13 protein-coding genes are annotated in these 21,345 nt (G+C 67.1%); 10 read left to right on the top strand and 3 right to left on the bottom strand.

Features of this window, described 5'->3' with window-relative positions:
* Window positions 1–97: 97 nt before the first annotated feature.
* Window positions 98–2,224, bottom strand: a complete 2,127-nt coding sequence (locus ACIGHN_RS01080) for a catalase (RefSeq protein ID WP_396502921.1) — start codon at window positions 2,222–2,224, stop codon at window positions 98–100.
* A 223-nt stretch (window positions 2,225–2,447) separates the two neighbouring features.
* Between ACIGHN_RS01080 and ACIGHN_RS01075 the strand changes: the two genes are divergently transcribed.
* The 4 genes from ACIGHN_RS01075 to ACIGHN_RS01060 all read left to right on the top strand — a co-directional run bounded on the left by ACIGHN_RS01075 (window position 2,448) and on the right by ACIGHN_RS01060 (window position 14,035).
* Window positions 2,448–8,444 (top strand): MG2 domain-containing protein, encoded by a 5,997-nt coding sequence (locus tag ACIGHN_RS01075; protein WP_396503078.1) that lies wholly within the window; start codon window positions 2,448–2,450, stop codon window positions 8,442–8,444.
* A gap of 177 nt (window positions 8,445–8,621) precedes the next feature.
* Entirely contained in the window at window positions 8,622–9,068 is a 447-nt protein-coding gene (locus ACIGHN_RS01070; protein WP_396502920.1) for an SRPBCC domain-containing protein, read from the top strand.
* Window positions 9,069–9,128: 60 nt separating this feature from the next.
* A complete protein-coding gene (gene pbpC, locus ACIGHN_RS01065) occupies window positions 9,129–11,498 on the top strand; it encodes a penicillin-binding protein 1C (RefSeq protein WP_396502919.1) in 2,370 nt (789 codons plus the stop codon).
* Between the two features lie 251 nt (window positions 11,499–11,749).
* Window positions 11,750–14,035, top strand: a complete 2,286-nt coding sequence (locus ACIGHN_RS01060; protein WP_396502918.1) for a diguanylate cyclase domain-containing protein — start codon at window positions 11,750–11,752, stop codon at window positions 14,033–14,035.
* A gap of 16 nt (window positions 14,036–14,051) precedes the next feature.
* Here ACIGHN_RS01060 and ACIGHN_RS01055 read toward each other — a convergent pair whose 3' ends face one another.
* Both ACIGHN_RS01055 and ACIGHN_RS01050 read right to left on the bottom strand, forming a co-directional pair.
* Complete coding sequence (locus ACIGHN_RS01055; protein WP_396502917.1) at window positions 14,052–14,972, bottom strand: ADP-ribosylglycohydrolase family protein; 921 nt, start codon at window positions 14,970–14,972, stop codon at window positions 14,052–14,054.
* 224 nt (window positions 14,973–15,196) lie between these two features.
* A complete protein-coding gene (locus ACIGHN_RS01050) occupies window positions 15,197–15,925 on the bottom strand; it encodes an NUDIX hydrolase (RefSeq protein ID WP_396502916.1) in 729 nt (242 codons plus the stop codon).
* A gap of 92 nt (window positions 15,926–16,017) precedes the next feature.
* Here ACIGHN_RS01050 and ACIGHN_RS01045 point away from each other — a divergent pair, with 92 nt between their 5' ends.
* The 6 genes from ACIGHN_RS01045 to ACIGHN_RS01020 all read left to right on the top strand — a co-directional run bounded on the left by ACIGHN_RS01045 (window position 16,018) and on the right by ACIGHN_RS01020 (window position 21,173).
* Window positions 16,018–16,587: an RNA 2'-phosphotransferase gene (locus tag ACIGHN_RS01045; RefSeq protein WP_396502915.1), complete on the top strand. Its 570-nt coding sequence runs from the start codon at window positions 16,018–16,020 to the stop codon at window positions 16,585–16,587.
* Window positions 16,584–17,195 carry a DUF4291 domain-containing protein gene (locus ACIGHN_RS01040; protein WP_396502914.1) on the top strand — a complete coding sequence of 204 codons (612 nt, stop codon included), beginning with the start codon at window positions 16,584–16,586 and terminating at the stop codon, window positions 17,193–17,195. Before ACIGHN_RS01045 ends, ACIGHN_RS01040 begins: the two co-directional genes overlap by 4 nt.
* Window positions 17,196–17,813, top strand: a complete 618-nt coding sequence (locus ACIGHN_RS01035; RefSeq protein WP_396502913.1) for an HAD family hydrolase — start codon at window positions 17,196–17,198, stop codon at window positions 17,811–17,813.
* A 255-nt stretch (window positions 17,814–18,068) separates the two neighbouring features.
* The gene (locus ACIGHN_RS01030) at window positions 18,069–19,256 is read left to right on the top strand and encodes an L-lactate dehydrogenase (protein ID WP_396502912.1); all 1,188 of its coding nucleotides are present in this window, start codon (window positions 18,069–18,071) and stop codon (window positions 19,254–19,256) included.
* Between the two features lie 49 nt (window positions 19,257–19,305).
* Window positions 19,306–19,542 (top strand): hypothetical protein, encoded by a 237-nt coding sequence (locus tag ACIGHN_RS01025; protein ID WP_056420712.1) that lies wholly within the window; start codon window positions 19,306–19,308, stop codon window positions 19,540–19,542.
* Between the two features lie 140 nt (window positions 19,543–19,682).
* Window positions 19,683–21,173: a leucine-rich repeat domain-containing protein gene (locus tag ACIGHN_RS01020; RefSeq protein WP_396502911.1), complete on the top strand. Its 1,491-nt coding sequence runs from the start codon at window positions 19,683–19,685 to the stop codon at window positions 21,171–21,173.
* Window positions 21,174–21,345: the final 172 nt, after the last annotated feature.

Here is a 21,345-nt window from a genome sequence, read left to right as displayed (position 1 = left end):
GGCCTGCACCGGCCTGAACATCGTCCAGGCCGGGGTAGATGGCTGGCCAGCATCAGCGCTGCTTAGCGCTCTGCTGGCTGGCTGGCCCGCCCTTGGCTCAGGCCAGGTTGCGCAGCTTGGGCTCGCGGGCCCACTGGCGGGTCTGTGCCGCGGCGATGAAGCCCTGCACATTGGCCGGGTCCACCACACCGGCGTCGGGCTCGATGCCGGCAGCGCTCAGCAGCGCTTGCGACCCCTTGCCGGCAGCGATGGCTTTGAGGTGGCCGAACGCGTCACGGAACCAGTCCACCGCCGCTGCTTCGCGCGACAGCTGCTCGCCCATTTCCGACGTCAACACCGACACCACTGCATCGAACACCGTGGATGGAGTGCCCGCCAGCTGCCCATGGGCCGCCAGCTGCGTGCCGTCGCGCAGCTTGGCGCCGCCCACGCGGGGCGACACGATCTTGACGGTGGCACCCACCTTCTCGAGCGCCTTGCGCAGCGTGGTCACCGTGTCGCCGTTGGAGCCATCGGCCACCAGGATGCCGATGCAGCGGCCCTGCAGCGTGGGCTTCATGCGGTCGATGATGCGCAACTGCGGGGACAGCGGCAGGTCACGCACCGGCTCGGCGGCGGACGGGGCCGCCGGCACCTGCGGCAAGCCCAGGCCTGCGGCCACGCGCTCGGCGAGGGCTGGATCCACATGCACCAGGTGGCCGACGACGGCCTCGCGGACATGGGGCGTGCCGACTTTGGACAGCTCGAACACCAGGGCCGACGCGATGTGCGACTGCTCCAGCGGGCTCTGGCTGCGAAAGAACATGCGCGCCTGGCTGTAGTGGTCGGCAAAGCTCTCGGGGCGGATGCGGCCCTTGCCCTGGCCCTTGCCATCGTCCACCTGCGCGAAGTGCCTGAAGCCCTGCGCCTGCGATGCGCGCGGCGTGTCCGGCTGCAGGCTGCTGGGCTCGTAGCTCACGCGGCCCTTGGGCACCTGCATCTGCATCTGGCCGTCGCGCTGCATGTTGTGGAAGGGACACTTGGGCGCGTTGATGGGGATCTGCGCGAAGTTGGGCCCGCCCAGGCGCGACAGTTGTGTGTCCAGGTACGAGAACAGCCGGCCCTGCAGCAGCGGGTCGTTGCTGAAGTCGATGCCCGGCGGCACATTGGCGGGGCAGAAGGCCACCTGCTCGGTTTCGGCGAAGAAGTTGTCGGGCCAGCGGTTGAGCACCATGCGGCCGATGACCTGCAGCGGCACCAGTTCTTCGGGCACGAGCTTGGTCGGGTCCAGGTGGTCGAAGGGGAAGTTCTCCGCCTCTTCCTCCGTGAACAGCTGCACGGCCAGCTCCCATTCGGGGAAGTCGCCCGCCTCGATGGACTCGAACAGGTCGCGGCGGTGAAAGTCGTTGTCGGCGGCCTGCAGCTTCAGCGCCTCGTCCCACACGGTGGACTGGATGCCCAGCTTGGGCCGCCAGTGGAACTTCACGAAGGTGCTGTCGCCGTCCGCATTCACCAGCCGGAAGCTGTGCACGCCAAAGCCCTCCATCATGCGCAGGCTGCGCGGCAGGGTGCGGTCGCTCATGGCCCACATCACCATGTGCAGCGTTTCTGGCATCAGCGAGACGAAGTCCCAGAACGTGTCGTGCGCGCTGCCCGCCTGCGGGAAGCCGCGGTCGGGCTCCATCTTCACGGCGTGCACGAGGTCGGGGAACTTCATCGCGTCCTGGATGAAGAACACCGGAATGTTGTTGCCCACCAGGTCCCAGTTGCCTTCGGGCGTGTAGAACTTGACGGCGAAGCCGCGCACGTCGCGCGGGGTGTCCACCGAGCCTGCGCCGCCTGCCACGGTGGAAAAGCGCGTGAACACGGGCGTCTGCACGCCCACTTCCGTCAGCACGCGGGCCGTGGTGACGTCGCGCAGTGAATGGGTCAGCTCGAAAAACCCATGGGCGCCAGAGCCGCGGGCGTGCACGATGCGCTCGGGGATGCGTTCGTGGTCGAAGTGCGTGATCTTCTCGCGCAGTATGAAGTCTTCCAGCAGCGTGGGGCCGCGGGGAGAGGGGCGCAGGGAGTTCTGGTTGTCTGCCACCGGAATGCCCTGCTGCGTGGTCAGCACCGGGTGCTTGCCCCCGGCTTGCTGTTGCAGTTCACCTGCGTTGCCGCGGTAGGTGTCGGACTGTGTGGACGACGGGTGGTTGGACGGCGATCTCTTGGTCGCGTTGCGCGACGTGGGGGCTCGTGCCATGGGTGCGCTCCTGGTGGATGTTGAAAGACGGGACAAACTTCGATCATTGGGCGTGATGGCGGTGGCGTAGGTAGGACGCGGCCCTATGGCCCCGTCGTCGCCGGCAGCGAAATGGCTGTTCGGGCGAATACGTAAGCGCTTGCAACGCGACACCGGCGGTAGTGTTGTTTTGTTACGCTTGCCGGTTCTTCGGAGAGGGGACAGCGTGAACGCTCACAAATGGATGTTGGCTGCCGGTTTGACACTGGCCGCATGGGGTGCACAGGCCCTGCAGATCACCAGCTTTTCGCCCCAGGGCGAGGTGGCCAAGGTGCGCCAAGTAGTGGCCAAGTTCGATGCGGCAGCGGTCAACTTCGGCGATCCCAAGGCCCCCGCACCCATCGGCCTGAGCTGCAGCGACGCTGCCGCCACCAAGGGCACCGGCCGCTGGACGGGCGAGCGCGAATGGGTGTTCGACTTCGAGCGCGACCTGCCGCCCGGCGTGCGCTGCACTGCCACCGTCAAGCCGGGCTTCAAATCGGCCGCTGGCGTTGAACTGACGGGCGCCAAGAGCTATCAATTCAATAGCGGCGGGCCGTTCGTGCAGAACATCCGCCCCGGCACCTACCAGGACATCGACGAAGAGCAGTTCTTCGTGCTGCAGTTCAACGGGCCCGCCACCACCGCCAGCGTCCAGGCCAATGTGTGGTGCACGGCCGAGGGCATGGGCGAACGCATCCCCGTTCGCATGATCGACGGTGCCCAGCGCGCGGAAATCCTCAAGGCGCTGAGCCTGGACAAAAACGCCGCCCAGGAGCCGCTGCAGTACGCCACGCTGACCTGCAACCGCCGGCTCACCTCGGGCTCGCGCATGCAGATCGTGTTCGGCAAGGGCGTCGCCACGCCCAGCGGTGTGGCCAACACCGTGGAAAAACGCTTCGACTACAAGGTGCGCGAGCCGTTCTCTGCCGAATTCAGCTGCGAGCGCGAGAACGCCCAGGCCGCCTGCCTGCCGATCCGCCCCATGATGCTGTCGTTCAACGCGCCCGTGCCGCGCAAGCTGGCGTCGGCCATCCGCCTGAAGTCGGCGAAGGAAACGCTCAAGCCGCAGGCCGCGACCGACAAGGAAGAGCAGCAGGCCGACGCGCTGGTGACCAGCGTGCAGTTCGACGCCCCGCTGGCCGAGAACACGGCCTTCACCATCGAGTTGCCCAAGGACTTCAAGGACGCCTCGGGCCGCGCGCTGACCAATGCCGACAGCTTCCCGCTCAAGGTCGCCACGGGCGGCATGCCGCCGCTGGCCAAGTTTGCCGCCGCGTCGTTCGGCGTGGTGGAGCGTTTTGCCGAAGGCCCCGCATCCGACAACCCGCCCGCCCTGCTGCCGGTGACGCTGCGCAACGTGGAAGCCGCCTTGCGGGTGCAGGGCCTGCAGCCCGGCACCCCCGGTGCGGCAGCGCCCGCGGGCAAGGTGAGCACCTTCAAGCCCGGCACCGACGCCGACATCATCGCGTGGTTCCGCAAGGTCCGGCGCTACGACAACTACACGGTGGAGCGCAAGCAGGCGCGCCAGGACGTGACCGGCCCGCTGCCCAAGGTGCTGGACAACGACCGCGAGTACGTGCAGACCCGCATGGTCTCGCTGCTGGCGGGCAAGGGCGGCGTGAAGACGCTGGACCTGCCCAAGCCGGCCAGCACCGATGCCCGTCCGTTCGAGGTGGTGGGCATTCCGCTGTCGCCCGGATTCCACGTGGTGGAGATCGCATCGCAAAAGCTCGGCGCATCGCTGCTGGACGACCGCCACGGCGATGCCCGCACGATGTACGTGCGCACCTCCGCGCTGGTGACCAACCTGGGCGTGCACTTCAAGCTGGGCCGCGAGAACGCCATGGCCTGGGTGACCACGCTCGACAAGGGCCAGCCGGTGGAGGGCGCCAAGGTGCGCGTGTCCGACTGCCGCGGCAACGAAGTGGCCACGGGCGTCACCGACGCGCAGGGCCTGGCCCGGCTCGAAGGCGTGTCGACCGACTCCCCCACCTGCGGTGAATCCGGCGGATACGGCGAAGGCGACGGCAGCCGCGGCTACTTCGTGAGCGCGCGCCACAAGGGCGCCGACGCTGTCGAGGACATGGCCTTCACCTGGAGCGACTGGCAGCGCGGCATCGAGCCCTGGCGCTTCAACGTGCCCACCAGCACCTCGAACGAGCCGGACGAACGCGCCCACACCATCTTCGACCGCACCCTGTTCCGGGCCGGCGAGACGGTGTCGATGAAGCACCTGCTGCGCACCGAGACCCGCAAGGGCTTCGGCGTGCCGCCCGCAGGCCCGGACACCCTGGTGATCACCCACGTGGGCAGCGGCCAGCAGTTCACCCAGCCCCTGGCATGGCGCACGACGCCCAGCGGCGGCCTGAGCGCGCAGAACACCTTTGCCGTGCCACCCGCCGCCAAGCTGGGCCTGTACCAGGTCGAGCTGCGCAACCAGTCCAACAACGGCCGCAGCTTCAGCTCGGGCGAGTTCCGGGTCGAGGAATTCCGTCTGCCGGTGCTCGAAGGCCGCATCGCGCCCGCCGACAAGAAGGCGCTGGTGCGTGTGCGGTCCGTGCCCACCGACGTGCAGATCAACTACGTGGCCGGCGGCGGCGCCGCCAACCTGCCGGTGCGCGTGTCCGCCATGGTGCGCGGCAAGACGCTGAACTACAGCGACTACGACGCCTTCAGCTTCACCCCCCCGCGCAAGCGCGAGCAGTCGAACGCCAACAGCGACGACGAGGAAGCCACGGCCAGCCAGGATGCGCGCGTGATCGCCGACAAGCTGCCGCTCACCCTCAACAAGGACGGCGCGGGCAAGGTCACCATCGACAACGTGCCGCAGGCGCGCCAGCCGCAGGAGCTGGTGATGGAAGCCACCTACGCCGACCCCAACGGCGAAGTGCAGACCATCCGCAGCACGCAGGCCCTGTGGCCCGCCGGCGTGGTGGCCGGCATCAAGACCGAAGGCTGGGTCTCTGCCCGCCAGAAGATCCGCTTCCAGGCGCTGGCGCTGCAGCACAACGGCAAGCCGGCCGCCGACACGTCGCTGCAGGTGCAGGCTGTGGCGCGCATCACCACCACCACGCGCAAGCGCATGGTGGGCGGCTTCTACAGCTACGACAACCAGACCGAGACCAAGGACCTGGGCACGCTGTGCAGCGGCAAGAGCGACGCCCGTGGCCTGCTGCTGTGCGAGTCCAAGCTCGATGAAGCCGGCGAGGTCGAACTGGTTGTCACGGCCACCGACAAGGACGGCAATGCCAGCGTGGCGGCGTCTTCGGTGTGGGTCACGCGCCAGGGCGAGCTCTGGTTCGGCGGCGAAGACCATGACCGCATCGACCTGCTGCCCGAAAAGAAGAGCTACCAGCCCGGCGAGACCGCCAAGTTCCAGGTGCGCATGCCTTTCCGCTACGCCACGGCGCTGGTGGCGGTGGAGCGCGAAGGCATCATCGACACGCAGGTGGTGCAGCTCAACGGCCAGGACCCCACGGTCAGCCTCAAGATCCAGCCCGAGTGGGGCCCCAACGTGTACGTGAGCGTGCTGGCCCTGCGCGGCCGGCTGCGCGAGGTGCCGTGGTACAGCTTCTTCACCTGGGGCTTCAAGTCGCCGCGCGAGTGGTGGACCTCGTTCTGGTACGAGGGCAAGGAATACCAGGCGCCCACCGCGCTGGTGGACCTGTCCAAGCCCGCGTTCCGCCTGGGCCTGGCCGAGATCCGCGTGGGCACCCAGGCCCACCAGATCGACGTGAAGGTCGCGGCCGACAAGGAAAGCTATGCCGTGCGCGGCAAGGCGCAGGTCACCATTACCGCCACGCTGCCGGGCGGCAAGCCCGCCGCCAATGCCGAGGTGGCCGTGGCCGCCGTGGACCAGGCCCTGCTGGAGCTCATGCCCAACAACAGCTGGAACCTGCTCGAAGCCATGCTGCAGCGCCGCAGCTGGGGCGTGGAGACCTCCACCGCGCAGATGGAGATCATCGGGCGGCGCCATTACGGCAAGAAGGCCGTGCCCGCGGGCGGCGGCGGTGGCAAGGCGCAGACGCGCGAGCTGCTGGACACGCTGCTCCTGTGGCAGCCCGCCATCGTGCTGGACGCCAACGGCCAGGCCAAGGTGACGGTGCCGCTCAACGATGCGCTCACCACCTTCAAGATCGTCGCGGTGGCCGATGCGTCCACCGGACTGTTCGGCACCGGCAGCACCAGCATCCGCGCCACGCAGGACCTGCAGATCATCAGCGGCCTGCCGCCGCTGGTGCGCGAGGACGACCAGTTCCGCGCCCAGCTCACGCTGCGCAACACGACCAAGGCGGCGATGAAGGTCGAGGTGGCCCCGCGCGCCACGCTGCTGGACTTGAAGCCCCAGACGGTGGACATCCCGGCCGGCGAGGCGCGCGAGGTGGCGTGGACCGTCACCGCGCCCGCGCAGCTGGCGCAGACCCGCTCGCAGGCCATCCTGTGGGAGATCGAGGCCAAGGACACGGTCAGCGGCGCGCGCGACGCGCTCAAGGCCAGCCAGAAGCTCATCCCGGCCGTGCCGCTCACGGTGCAGCAGGCCACGCTGGTGCAGGTGGACGGCAGCTTCAACCTGGACGTGAACCCGCCCGCCGATGCGTTGCCCGGCCGCGGTGGCCTCAAGATGTCGCTGCAGCCCAAGCTGGCCGAAGGCCTGCCGGGCGTGCGCGACTGGTGGGCCCGCTACCCGTTCGCCTGCCTGGAGCAAAAGACCAGCAAGGCCGTGGGCCTGCGCGACGGCGCGATGTGGCAGACGGTGGTGGCGCAGCTGCCCACCTACCTGGACAGCGACGGTCTGGCCAACTACTTCCCGCCGCGCGACGGTGACGCCAACCGCGGCAGCGACACCCTGACCGCCTACGTGCTGGCCGCCACGCACGAGGCCGCGGCCGTCAACCCGGCCTTCGCGCTGCCCGACGACGTGCGCGCACCCATGGAGCGCGGCCTGATCGCCTTCATCGAAGGCCGCATCGAACGCAGCTTCTGGAGCCCGCGCAAGGACCTGGACATGCGCAAGCTCGCCGCCATCGAGGCGCTGTCGCGCTACGGCAAGGCGCAGGGCCGCATGGTCAGCAGCATCACCGTCGCGCCCAACCAGTGGCCCACGCACTCCGTGATCGACTGGGTGAACATCTTGAAGCGCGTGGCCGATGTGCCCGAGCGCGACAGGCGCCTGGCCGAAGCGATGCAGATCCTGCGGGCACGCCTGTCGTTCCAGGGCACCAAGCTCATCTTCAGCACCGAGCAGGACGACTACTGGTGGTGGCTGATGCAAAACGGCGACGTGAACACCGCCCGCCTGATGCTGGCCGTGATGGACGACCCGACCTGGAAGGACGACATGGGCCGCCTGGCCAACGGCTTCATCAGCCGACAGCAGGGCGGTGCGTGGCACACCACCACGGCCAACCTGTGGGGCGGGCTGGCGCTGGAAAAATTCAGCGCCAAGTTCGAGGCCACACCGGTGTCCGGCACGACCAAGGCCGCCATGGGCGCCAACAACGCCGCCGTGGACTGGAGCAAGGTCGAGCGCGTGAAGACCACCGACCTCACAGGTGCCGCGCACCAGACCACCTGGTTCGGCGCGCCTGCATCGCCGGGCAACCTGAAGAACAACGGCATGTTCCTGCCCTGGACCTCAGCTGCTGGCAAGGCGGGTAGCAAGGAGCAACTGGCCGTCACGCACCAGGGCCCCGGCAAGCCATGGCTCACGCTGCAGTCCGTGGCCGCCATCCAGCTCAAAGCACCCTTCGCTGCGGGGTACAGCATCACCAAGACGGTGACGCCCGTGGAGCAGGCCAACAAGGCGCTGCCGCCCGGCCAGTACACGCGCGGCGACGTGCTGCGCGTGACGCTGGAGGTCAACGCCAGCGCCGACATGACCTGGGTGGCCATCACCGACCCGATCCCGGGCGGCGCGACCATCCTGGGCAGCGGCCTGGGCCGCGACTCGGCCATCGCCACGCAGGGCGAGAAGGCGCGCACCGGCCCCGGCTGGCCCGCATTCGAGGAGCGCAGCTTCGAGTCCTTCCGCAGCTACTACGAGTACCTGCCCAAGGGCACCGTCAAGATGGAGTACACCGTGCGCCTGAACAACGTGGGCGACTTCGCGCTGCCCCCGAGCCGGGTCGAGGCGATGTACGCGCCCGAGATGTTCGGCGAGTCGCCCAACGCCCGGGTGAAGGTGGAGCCCGGCAAGTAAGCTGTCACTGCTGCTGCTGCTGCTGCTGCTGGGGGCAGGCCGCGTGCCCGCCCCGGCTGGCAAGGTGTCCGCCCAGCCGCAGCGCCGCGGCGGCCGGGCGGCACCTTCCGCGCCGGCCCGCAGCTTTGGCAACGCCGACACGACCGGCCACCACCCCGACCCCAAGGAGCCATGACCATGACCGATGCTTCCAGCCCCGCGCCGACCCCCTCTGTGCTCACCGTCTCCGTCGAGGTCGGTTGCGATGCGCAGCGTGCGTGGCAGGCTTTTGTCAGCCCCACCGCCATCACGGCCTGGAACTTCGCCAGCCCCGAATGGTGCTGCCCCCGGGCCGAGAACGACCTGCGCGTGGGCGGCGCCTTCAGCTACCGCATGGAGGCCAAGGACGGTTCCATGTGCTTCGACTTTGCCGGTACGTTCACCGAGATCGTGCCGCACCGCCGCCTGCGCTATGCCCTGGGCGACCGCCGCGAGGTGGTCGTCGAGTTTGTCGACCTGCCCCAGGGCCGCACCGAGGTGCAGCAGTCCTTCACCCCGGATGCGACCTTCCCGCACGAACAGCAACGTGCGGGTTGGCAGGCCATTTTGGGCAACTACAAGAAGTTCGTGGAGCCGGGTGGTTGATGCGCATGGCGCAGACGTTCGCCTGCCCGCGGCCAGCCGTCGAGCCGCCGAGGCGTACCCATGCCCTGGCCTAGGGTCTGGTCCGGCACGCGGCCCGCGGCGGCGCTGCCTGCGGTGGCTGTGGCCTGTCTTTTGCTGGTCGGTGCGCCGCGGGCCCACGCCCTGCCGTCCTACGACGAGGTGCGGGCCGACTTCAAGCCGTCCGACACCCTGATCCTCTCGCGCGAGGGCGAGGTGCTGCAGCGGCTGCGCACCGACCCGACCGTGCGGCGCGGCCAGTGGGTGGCCCTGGCCGATGTGTCGCCCGCGCTGCGCACGGCGCTGGTGCTGAGCGAAGACAAGCGCTTCTTCGAGCACAGCGGCGTGGACTGGCGCGCTGCGTCGGCCGCCGCCTGGGGCAACCTGTGGAACCAGCGCACGCGCGGTGCCAGCACCATCACCATGCAGCTGGCGGGCCTGCTCGACGGCGACTGGCGCCAGGGCCCTGGCGGGCGCACCGTGGTGCAAAAGCTCGGCCAGACGGTGGCGGCGCAGGTGCTGGACCGGCGCTGGCGCAAGGACCAGGTGCTGGAGGCGTACCTCAACCTCGTGCCGTTTCGCAGCGAGCTGGTGGGCATCGACGCCCTCAGTCGCACGCTGTTCGGCAAGGCCGCCCATGGCCTGGACGACCGCGAGGCCGCAGTGGCGGCCGCGCTGGTGCGGGCGCCCAACGCGCGCCCCGCGCTGGTGGCCCAGCGAGCCTGTGGCGTGCTGCGGGACATGCAGGCCCAGCCGCCGCCAAGAAAGCCGGCCACCACCGCAGGCGCCCCCGCATCGCCAGCCCAGCCACCGCGTGTGGATTGCGATGCGCTCGACCTCTTCACCACCGCCGCGCTGCAGCGCCGCGCATTCGATGCCAGCGAGGGCGTGGCGCCGCACTTTGCGCGCTACCTGCTGCGCCAGCGCGACAAGGACGGTGCCGCACTGCCCGAGCGTGTGCAAAGCACGGTGCGCGCGCCGCTCCAACGCTTTGCCGTCAGCACCCTGCAGCAGCACCTGCGCGAACTGCGGGGGCGCAACGTGGAAGACGGCGCCGTGCTGGTGCTCGACAACGCCACGGGTGCGGTGCTGGCATGGGTGGGATCGTCGGGGCAGCTGAGCCAGGCGAGCGAGGTCGATGGCGTGCTGGCGCTGCGCCAGCCGGGCTCCACGCTCAAACCCTTTTTGTACGGGCAGGCCATCGCCGAGCGGCGGCTCACCGCCGCGTCGCTGGTGGACGACTCGCCCGCCCACATCGCCACGGCGGGCGGGTTGTACATCCCGCAGAACTACGACCGGCAGTTCAAGGGCTGGGTGTCGGTGCGCACCGCGCTGGCCGCGTCGCTCAACGTGCCCGCGGTGCGCACGCTGGTCATGGTCACGCCCGATGCATTCCACCGGCAGCTGCGCGCCGTGGGCATGCCGCTGCGCGAGAGCGGCGACTATTTTGGCTACAGCCTGGCGCTGGGCAGTCCTGAGGTGCCCCTGGTGCACCTGACCAACGCGTTTCGCACGCTGGCCAACGGCGGGCGTGCCAGCGCCGTCGACGTGGTCGTGCCGGCCCGCAGCCGGTCGCCCGTGTTCACCGCGGCGCTGGACCCGCGCGCCGCCTTCATCGTGGGCGACATCCTGTCCGACGGCAACGCCCGCGCGCGCACTTTCGGTACCGACAGCGTGCTGGCCACGCGCTTCTGGACGGCAGTGAAGACCGGCACCAGCAAGGACATGCGCGACAACTGGGCCGTGGGCTGGTCCGAGCGCTACACCGTCGGCGTGTGGGTGGGCAACGCCAGCGGCGCTGCCATGCACGACGTGAGCGGCACCAGCGGCGCGGCGCCCATCTGGGGCGCCGTGATGGGCTTTCTGCATGCGCGCGAGCCCAGCCGTGCCCCCAAGGCACCCGCGGGCCTGCACAAGGCCGCGGTGCGGTTCGGCCCGGGGCCCGCCGCCGCGCTGGCAGACGGCCGCCAGCCGCTCGAGGCCGCCCGCGACGAATGGTTTCTGCAAGGCACCCAGCAACCCCTGTTTGCTATTGATTCGATAGCTGCTGGCGCTGATGGGGTCAGCGCCAAGGCCGTCAAGGATGCCAAAAATGCGGCGCGCAAGGTGCCGGATGCCCCGTCCGGCGCCCCGGCGCGCATCACCGCGCCGGCCGGCGGCACCATCATCGCGCTGGACCCGGACATCCCGCCCGCCCGCCAGCGCCTGCAGTTCACCGCCACCGGCGATGGCCTGCTGTGGCGCATGGACGGCAAGCCCCTGGGCCAGGGCCCGCGCGTGGCCTGGCTGCCCTGGCCCGGCCGGCATGTGGTGCAGATCACCGACGCCAAGGGCGATGTGCTCGACGAAATCCGCATCGAAGTGCGCGGCGCGGGTGTGGCATCCAAGCCGCCCCGGGGCGCTGCGAATTGACGGCACCCGGCGCGGCAGCTACGGTGTGACGGACCCGCGCAAGGCCGCTGCATATTGGCGGCGGCTTGGCGGGGCAGGGGGTGGTGTCAGAAGAGCATGCGGCCGCTTCGGCGGGATTCACAGGGCGACCGCGCCGGTGGCGCGGGGTCTGTCGGGTTGGTCCATGGGCAGGGCGGCAATGCCATGCACGGCCTGATGGGATGTCAGCTTCCGGACAACGGCCCCCACTAGAATGGTTACCAAATATTTCTATGCCGTTCCTGCGCCAGTTCTTCTCCCACCGCCTCATCTGGTTGGCGCTGCTGTTGTCGCTGGGGATCGGGGCGTTGTTCGCCCGCACGATCTGGACGATCCGCACCGACGAGTGGAACTACGCCAGCCAGACCAACAGCAACCTGGTGCACACGCTGGAGCAGGGGCTGAGCTGGTCGCTCGACTCCATCGACAAGTCGCTGGAAGGCGTAGCCCGCGAAGTGGCCCGCAGCGACGTGTGGGCCCTGCCGCCCGACCTGCGCAACCGCGTTATCTTTGACAACTCGCTGCGCGCGCGCGGCGCGGGCGACGTGTTCGTGCTGGATGCGTCGGGCGCCATCGTGCTCGACTCGGGCGCGAGCACGCTGCGCCGCGCCAACCTGGCAGACCGGGACTACTTCGTGGCCTTCGCCAAGGACGGGCACCAGGGGCTTTTCATCGGCAAACCGGTGCCTTCGCGCGTGACCGGGCTGAACGTGCTGCCCATGGCCCGGGCCTACCGCCACCCGGACGGCAGCTTCGCGGGCGTGGTGGTCGGGGCCGTGCGCCTGAGCTACTTCAACGAACTCTTCGGCTCGCTCGACCTGGGCGCCAACAGCGGCGTCAACCTGTTCCGCCAGGACGGCGTGGTGATCTCGCGCTTTCCATACGGCGAATCGGACGTGGGCAAGACGATCGCGGGCTCGCCCAACATGGAGCGCTTTCAGCGCGAGGGCAACGGTGTCTTCGTCGGCACGGCGGCGCTGGACGGTGTGGAGCGGCTGTATGCGTTCCGGCAGGTGGGCTCCTACCCGCTCATCATCAACGTGGCCCAGGCCGCCGACACGGTGCTGGCCAAGTGGTACCGCAGCGCGGCCGTGCTGGGCGGCTTTGCGCTGCTGCTCATGGTCGCCTGCGTGGCCCTGGCGGCCATGTTCGTGCGCGAGCTCACGCTGCGCCAGCGGGTGTCGGCCCAGTTGCACGAGGCCGAGCACCATTTGCGCACCATCCTCGACAACCTGCCGTCCGCCATCAGCTACTGGGACCGGGACCTGAACAACCTCTTTGCCAACCAGGTGTACTTCCAGTGGTTCGGGGTCATGCCCGGCCAGCTGCGCGGCCAGCACATCAGCCAGTTGCTGGGCCCGGATGTGTATGCGCAGAACCTGCCGTTCATGCAGCACGCGCTCGCCGGCCAGCCCCAGTTGTTCGAGCGGGCGCTGGTGGACACCCGCGGCCAGGTGCTTCATGCCCTGGTGTCCTACCTGCCCGACGAGGTCGACGGCCAGGTGCGCGGCTTCTTCGTGCAGGCCACCGACATCACCGAGCGCAAGCGCATGGAGGAAGAGCTCTTTGCCGAGAAGGAGCGTGTGCGCCTGAGCTTGCAGTCCATCGGTGACGCGGTCGTGTGCGCCGACGCGCAGGGCGCCGTCACCTACCTGAACCCGGTGGCCGAGCGCCTGACAGGCTGGCAGGCCTTCGACGCCGCGGGCCGCCGCATCGACGAGGTGGTGGTGCTGCGCAGCCCGCACAACGACGCCGTGCTGGCCAGCTCGCTGCTGGCCGCCATCCAGAGCGGCGAGGGCGCCGATTCGGTGCGTGGCGTGATCGTGCACCGTACCAGCGGCCAGCGCTTCCAGGTCGAGAAAACCTCCAGCCCCATCACCGACCGCCACGGCCAGGTCACCGGCGCCGTGGCCGTGCTGCGCGATGTGACCGACGCCGTGGTCATGGCCGAACGCATGGCCCACCTCGCCCAGTACGACGCGCTGACCGACCTGCCCAACCGCGTGCTGCTGCAGGACCGCGCCCAGATGGCCATCACCCAGGCGCGGCGCGACGGCAAATGCCTGGCCGTCATGTACCTGGACCTGGACGGCTTCAAGGCCGTGAACGACAGCCTGGGCCACGACGTGGGCGACCTGCTGCTGGTGCAGTTCGCCCAGCGCCTCAAGGCCGCCGTGCGCGCGTCCGACACCGTGTGCCGCCAGGGCGGCGACGAGTTCGTGGTGCTGCTGCCCGGCCTGGAGGGCGTGGAGCCCGCCTGCGGCGTGGCCCGCAAGATCCTCGGGTCCTGCGACGCCCCGTTCGAGCTGGCCGGCCGCGTGTTGCACATGGGGCTGAGCGGCGGCATCGCGCTGTACCCGCAGCACGGCGACACGTTCGACGCGCTCTCGCGCCACGCCGACAGCGCCATGTACGCCGCCAAGCGCGGCGGGCGCATGCGCTTCATGCTGTACCGCGGGCCGGACACCGATCCTGAAGTGGTGCAGGTGGACCCGGCGATGACCCCGCGTCCTTCATGAAGCGCGAATCCGCGGCTCAGGCGTCTTGCCGTGTGTCGCTCTCGCTGGCGTCGAGCAACTGATCGGCCAGCGCCTCGATCTCACTGCGCATCGCCAGCCGCTCCAGCCAATGTGCAGGAATGGACGAGGCTCCGTAGTACGCACCCGCCAGTTGGCCGCATATGGCCGCCGTCGTATCCGCATCGTCCCCCAGGTTCGCCGCAGCGAGAATTGCGGATTCGAACGAGTTCGTGCTGTTGAAACACCAGAGCGCTGCTTGCAAGGCGTCGACGCAATACCCTGAACCCTTGATCACGTCGCGTGGCGCGGCCAGAAAGCGACCGTGGGCGATGGCTTGGAGCTTTGGAGACAGGTGTGCGGGGGCGTCCATGGACCAGATCGCCTGCTTGTCAGCACCCAGCAGCGCTGCCCGCACATAAAGCGCGAACAGCTTGGAGCTGTCGATGGCTTCCTGGGCACCGTGTGTGGTGCGTGTGCTCTCTGCCGCGAACTGCACAACGCGGCTTGCGTCGCGGCGGTAGTACATCGGGATCGGCTCCAATCGCATCAGTGCACCGTTGCCTGCGGTCATCGGGTCGGGGTCGCCGGCAAAGGGATTGGCCGTTCGAAGGTACCGGTCCAAGGCCGTGGCCACCGTGATTCCGATATCGAAGCACCGCCCATTGCTGCTGAGATAGCCGACGCTACGCCAGTTGCAGTAACGGTTCATCTGATCCACAGCGTCGAAGCCGGACCGGTGGACCAGGCTTGTGGCCAGGCACAGCGCCATCGACGTGTCATCCGTCCACTCTCCGGGCGCCAGGCCGAACGGGCCGCCCCCGACCATGTCGGTGACGGGCGGGAACGTGTTTCGGGGCATGAACTCCACCGTGGTACCCACGGCATCTCCGCAGGCCAGACCCAAGAGGCAACCCCTGTAACGATCAGAATGGTTCATGGTCAGACAGCCTGGTTCCAGGCCGCAGGTGGGGGGACGTACGCGTCGTATTCAAGGGATGCAACGTGCGGCATTTCATTTCCCTTCAGGGGTCTTGCAGAAAGGCGATGGATGGCATGGGAAAACCATTCTGTCGGCCAACACGCCATCGTGATGGATATAGTTGCTCTGTGCAACTTTATGGGTTTGCATAGTACAACTTATGGGGTTGGAGTCAACCGCCTTCAGGCACTGTCGCGCGGACTGAAGGTGCGGGGGAACATGGCGGCCCGTGACCGGTCAACCAGCCGATAGCCCATTGCCGGGCGGCCCAACGCGCTGCTCACCACGCCTGCTTCTTCCATGAATCCGCCGTCCAGCATTCGCTTGCGGAAAGCGCTTTTGTCGACCGGCCGTCCCAGGACCACCTCGTACGTTGCCTGCAACTGGGGCAGCGTGAAAGGCTCGTCGAGCAGGAAGGCAGGCAGCGATGTGTACTCCACCTTGCTGCGAAGACGGTCGACGGCCACCGACAAGATCTCGCCGTGGTCGAAGGCGAGTCTCTTGCGCATGGCCGCTTCGGCGTCGAACCATTCCACCTGGGCCGCGTTGGCGCCTTTTTGCAGCGTCAGCTCGCGGCCTGGCATCAGCGCGAAGAATGCGTGCGTGGCAGACCAGCCGCGCGGGTCGCGGTGTGCGCTGCCCCAGCTGCCCAGTTGTTCCAGATAAGGGGCGGTCACACCCGTCTTCTCACGCAGCTTGCGCAGTGCGCAGTCCATCAAGCTGGCGTCCTTGTCAACGTCGATGAAGCCACCTGGCAGCGCCCATCGTCCGGGAAACGACTCATTGCTGTCGTCTGGGCGGCGCACCAGCACAACTTTCAGCGAGTCATCGAGGATGGTGAAGATCACCATGTCCACTGTTGTCAGCGGGCGGGGAAACTCCAAAGGGGCAGTTTTGCTGGATGGCTTCATCACTGTTGACCTTCGTGTAAATTAAGTTGTATTATACAACTATAAAAGTTGCACAGGGCAACTTTGTCTGAGGTTAATACAAGAAGGAAAATATGACCTACCCTCCACAGCATCTCGCAGCGACCAGCAAATTCCTGAGCCTGGTGTTGCGACACCAGCCACAAACTATCGGCCTGACCCTGGACGCATCGGGATGGGCCGCCGTCGATGAGCTCATTGCGCAGTCGGCGCTGGCCAAGCGGCCCCTGACACGTCCTCTCATCGAGGAGGTGGTGCGGACCAACGACAAGAAGCGTTTCGCCCTGAGTGACGATGGATCACGAATCCGGGCGAACCAGGGGCACTCCATCGACGTGGATCTGGGCCTTGGCGCGATGGAGCCTCCTGCCAGGCTCTACCACGGTACCGCCTTGCGGTTCCTCGACTCCATCCTGGCCAGCGGGTTGGACAAGCGTCAGCGCCATCATGTGCACCTGAGCGAAAGCACCTCCACGGCGATGGCCGTGGGCGCCCGATACGGCGCGCCGGTGTTGCTGGAAATCAACGCTGGCGCCATGTTCCGGGACGGGTGCACATTTTTCCAAGCCCAGAACAATGTCTGGCTGACGGACCAAGTCGCGCCGCAGTATCTTTCTGTGGTCCAGCCTGAAAGTGCTCGATGAACCTGTCCACCCGGTCCCATGTGGAGCAGCGCGCCTTGTGGCCGCAGGATGGCAGGCACGTACTGGCCCACCACGATGCGAACACCGTCATCGTGTACCAGGCCTACAGGCCGTCCACTGCCGCGCACGCCTTGAGGCACGGTCAGTTGGGAGGTCCGGATTTCAGCTTCCGTCGCATGAGCTGGATCAAGCCCAATTTCCTGTGGATGATGTACCGCTCTGGTTGGGCCACCAAAGAAGGTCAGGAGCATGTTCTGGGTTTTCGACTGCGAAGGGCCTTCTTCGACGCGCTGATGACCGACGCCGTCCCATCCACGTTCGATCCCGACCGTTTCGCCAGCCCTGCGAGCTGGCAATGCGCTGTCGAGAAATCCGACGTTCGGTGCCAGTGGGACCCAGACCATTCGCCATGCGGCAGCAAGCTGAGCCGCCGAGCCATTCAACTGGGTCTACGCGGCGAAACGCTTCACGCCTTTGCAACCACGGAAATCCTGGAAGTGATCGATATGACCGCCTTCGTTGCAGCGCAGCGCCACCATGCCCATGATGACGACCCTCAACTGGAAATACCTGTCGAGACCGTCTATAGGCAACGGCACGGGGGATGAATGAAAAAGGCTGTGATCGCTCTGGACGCAGATGGCGTATTGCTCGACTACAACACTGCCTACGCCAAGGCCTGGCATAAAGCCTTTGGAGTCCACCCGCAAGAGCGCGACCCCCATGCATACTGGGCCATGGACCGGTGGTCGGTGGAGCGACTGGAGGGGCCTCTTTGGGATCGGTGGAAGGCGGCATTCGACGACGATTTCTGGTCGACCATTCCCGCCATCGAATCTGCGTTGGACGCCTGTTGTCAATTGGTCGGCAATGGCCATACGCTGGTGTGCGTCTCGGCCCTGCAGCCGCAATTCGAAGGTGCGCGTCTGCGCAACCTTCGCGATCTCGGCTTCCCCATCGAGCGGGTCGTGGCGACGGGCCCTTCCACCTCCGGCGCCAATCCCAAGGCGCAGGCAGTGGTTGCTCTCGGGGCGATTGCGCTCGTAGACGACTATCTGCCCAACCTCGCAGGTCTCGGAGCCAACGTGCACACGGCACTGATAACCCGGCAAACCCACGGCAGCCCCAATGTCGGGCCAGCCTTGTCCGCCGTTGCATCCACGCATCGCCACCTGGGCGACTTTTCGGCGTGGTGGCTGTCAGGGCTGAAAGATGCCCGCCATTGATGTGCGCAGTGCGCCGGATGCTGCGTTGCCATCGGTTTGAAAGGGTCTGCAGAACTACGGCCTGGGTAGCGCAGGGCCGCTGCAGCCACTACACAATGAGAGCCACGGACGGCCCGGTCGCACAGTACGCGAACTTGCCATGGAAATTTGTTGCAGACCCGCGCAAATAATTTTGATGGCCGTGCGGCGCGCAACTGCCTACCATCCGGCCAGGCTTTAAAAACCGTTCAATGTCTTTTTGCTTTGGAGTGCCGCGTGCCTGACCTGTCCAAAATCACCTGCATCGAAGACCTGCGCGTCGTCGCCAAGCGCCGCGTACCGCGCATGTTTTATGACTACGCCGATTCAGGCTCGTACACCGAGGGCACGTACCGCGCCAACACGCAGGACTTCCAGTCCATCCAGCTGCGCCAGCGCGTGGCCGTGAACATGCAAGGCCGCAGCACCCGCACCACCATGACCGGCCAGGACGTGGCCATGCCCGTGGCGATAGCGCCCACCGGCCTGACCGGCATGCAGCACGCCGACGGCGAGATCCTGGGTGCCCGCGCGGCCAAGGCTTTCGGCATTCCGTTCACGCTGTCGACCATGAGCATCTGCTCCATCGAAGACGTGGCCGAGCACACGGGCCGCCACCCGTTCTGGTTTCAGCTGTACGTGATGCGCGATCGCGACTTCATCGAACGCCTGATCGACCGCGCCAAGGCCGCCAACTGCTCTGCGCTGCAGCTCACGCTGGACCTGCAGATCCTGGGCCAGCGCCACAAGGACATCAAGAACGGCCTGTCCACGCCGCCCAAGCCCACCATCGCCAACCTGATCAACCTGGCCACCAAGCCGCACTGGTGCCTGGGCATGCTGGGCACGAAGCGCCGCACCTTCGGCAACATCGTGGGCCACGCCAAGGGCGTGGGCGATTTGTCATCGCTGTCGTCCTGGACGGCCGAGCAGTTCGACCCGCAGCTCAACTGGGGCGATGTGGAGTGGATCAAGAAGCGCTGGGGCGGCAAGCTGATCCTCAAAGGCATCATGGACGCAGAAGACGCCCGCTTGGCCGTCAACAGCGGCGCCGATGCGCTCATCGTCAGCAACCACGGCGGCCGTCAGCTCGACGGCGCGCCATCGTCCATCGCCGCGCTGCCCGGCATTGCCGAAGCGGTGCGACAAGCGGGCGGCGGCATCGAGGTCTGGATGGACGGCGGCATCCGCAGCGGGCAGGACGTGCTGAAGGCCCGCGCGCTGGGCGCACAGGGCACGCTGATCGGGCGGAGTTTTCTGTATGGGCTGGGGGCCTATGGCGAAGCGGGGGTGACGCGTGCGCTGCAGATCATTCAGCGGGAGCTGGACATCACGATGGCGTTTTGTGGACGCACGAACATCAACACGGTGGACCGGTCGATCTTGTTGCCGGGCACGTATCCGGTCGAGGACGCGGCCCGCTGATCACGGCCCCCATTGCTGTGGGGCAGACCATTCGACGTGGGCTTTGCACATGCACAACGAAGAACCCAACGAGCGCGGCTCAGACACTGTGGAGTTGGCGGTACGAGCCGTTTGCGGTGCGCTCGCCGGCGTGGTCGTCGGGTTGCTTGTGTGCTGGAAAGGGCGGCTGCGGGAGCCTTGGGCACTAACTGCTGTGATCGTGGTGGCTGTGCTGGCGTGTGTGTACGGGGCGACGAAGTATGGGGACGATTTCTGGTGGGGGTTGTTGAAGGCGAAAGACCGGTGAGTGGAGGAAAGGGATGCTCTCGCCGCTCCGGTAGCCAGCCAAACTGGCACGAGTGCCCTCTATGATTCACGCGCGGTGCGCTGAGGGCGATCATGCCAAGCCACAGCGCCCACCTGGAACAAACCCCTCAGTCCAACACCATGGCAACCCAAAAATCCAAATGGACGAACAGCTCGTTTTCCCCTGTCCAGGTGCTCAACCACACCACGGAGCTGAACCTGGAGCGCTTCACCAGCGAAGACCTGGACCCCATTGCCGGCTGCGATGATGTGCAAGCGCTGTGCCTGCGCAGCAGCAAGACGGCCGAGCCCGTGGACCTGGCCCGCATCGCCCACATCAGCAGCCTGACCACGCTGCAGCTGGATAGGGTGAAGTTCACCAACCTCGCCGCGCTGCGCGCGCTGCCCCGCCTGCGGACGCTGTACATCGACAACTGCCGGTTCTCCGACTTCCCGGCACTCAACGGCTTTCAGACGCTGACCGACCTGACTCTGCGCAACAACAAGAAGGCAATGTTTCCTGCGGGGCTGGACCTGCCGCAGCTCCAGTCCCTGCACCTGTCGCGCAGCGGTATCACGGACCTGGCCTTTGTCGATGGGTATGCGCGCAGCTACCCCGGCATGGTCAAGCTGGACCTTTCGGGCAACCAACTCAGCGACCTGTCCCATCTGGTGGCGTGCACCCAGGTGACGGAACTGAACCTGAGCTTCAACGAGATCAGCGACCTGTCACCGTTGGCGGCATGCCCTCAGATCGTGAAGCTGAACGTAGCTTACAACCCCGTCAGCAGCCTTGCGCCGCTGGCCGGCCGCAAGTTTGTGGACTTTCACGCCAGCGCACCGCAACTCGAGGAGCGGCTTGCCCTGAAGCTGGACTTGCGCCCGCCGCCCCAGGAGCACCAGCCCGAGAATTTGGAGGCGTGGCGCCTGGCTGCCCTGATGCAGGCCAAGAACTGGCCTGCGGTCTATGCCGTCACCGACCTGGATCTGCTGGCCCGCGGCTTCTCCAGCTTCGTAGGTGGGCACTACGACGAGGAGGCCCTGCGCGGGGTGCTGGCCCACCCGGCCGAGGGCGCCTTCCACACCCTGGTGGCGAATGGCCTGCGCCCGCACTACACCGAGGAATGGGCGGTGCTGATAGAGGTGCTCAGCAGCTTTGGCGAGCGCACCATCGCGCCGATGACCGAGTGCTTTCACAAGGCGCTGGCATTTCACCCCTACCGGCAAGAGTTCCTGGCCGGCAAGCTCAAGAGCGACCACGCCACAATCATGAACGTGCTGCTCCAGGTGGCCAGCCCGGCGTACACCGACCTCTTCCTCGCCTTCTTCAACGACCGTAACCAGTTCTCGAACGCGCATCTGGGCAACTACAAATGCCTGCTCGAGGTGGTGGGCAAGACCAAGGCGCCGCAGCTGGTGGAGCCCATCATGGACCTGCTGCGCCTGGAGCGGCACATCGTCGGTGGCGACGCCGTCTTCATGAAAAGGATCTTCAAGGCCATCGGCCAACTGGGCAGCAAGGCCGACGCCGCCGTGCTGGCCAGCCGGTTCGATGCCGCCGCCGAAGATCGACCGGATGTGCTGCAAGCGTATCAGGCGGCGCTGGCGCGTCTGGAAAAGAAGAAAGTGTGATGCGTCGAAACACAGCCCACTTGGAACTGGAGAATGTCGTTGGACGCCTCGAAGACGCAGCCACTTCAACCTCGATCGTCGACTGGTTGAAGGTCCGCTTTCTTTGGCTGCCACCGCTGACCTTGGCTTGCAGTACCCATTGGTGACCGAGGTGCGAGCGGCTGCAATCGCT

The sequence above is a fragment of the Acidovorax sp. NPDC077693 genome (assembly GCF_044542805.1).
Classification (GTDB): Bacteria; Pseudomonadota; Gammaproteobacteria; order Burkholderiales; family Burkholderiaceae_C; genus Acidovorax.
The sequence above is the reverse complement of the archived record's forward strand: the minus strand, read 5'-3'. Positions and strand labels throughout refer to the sequence as shown.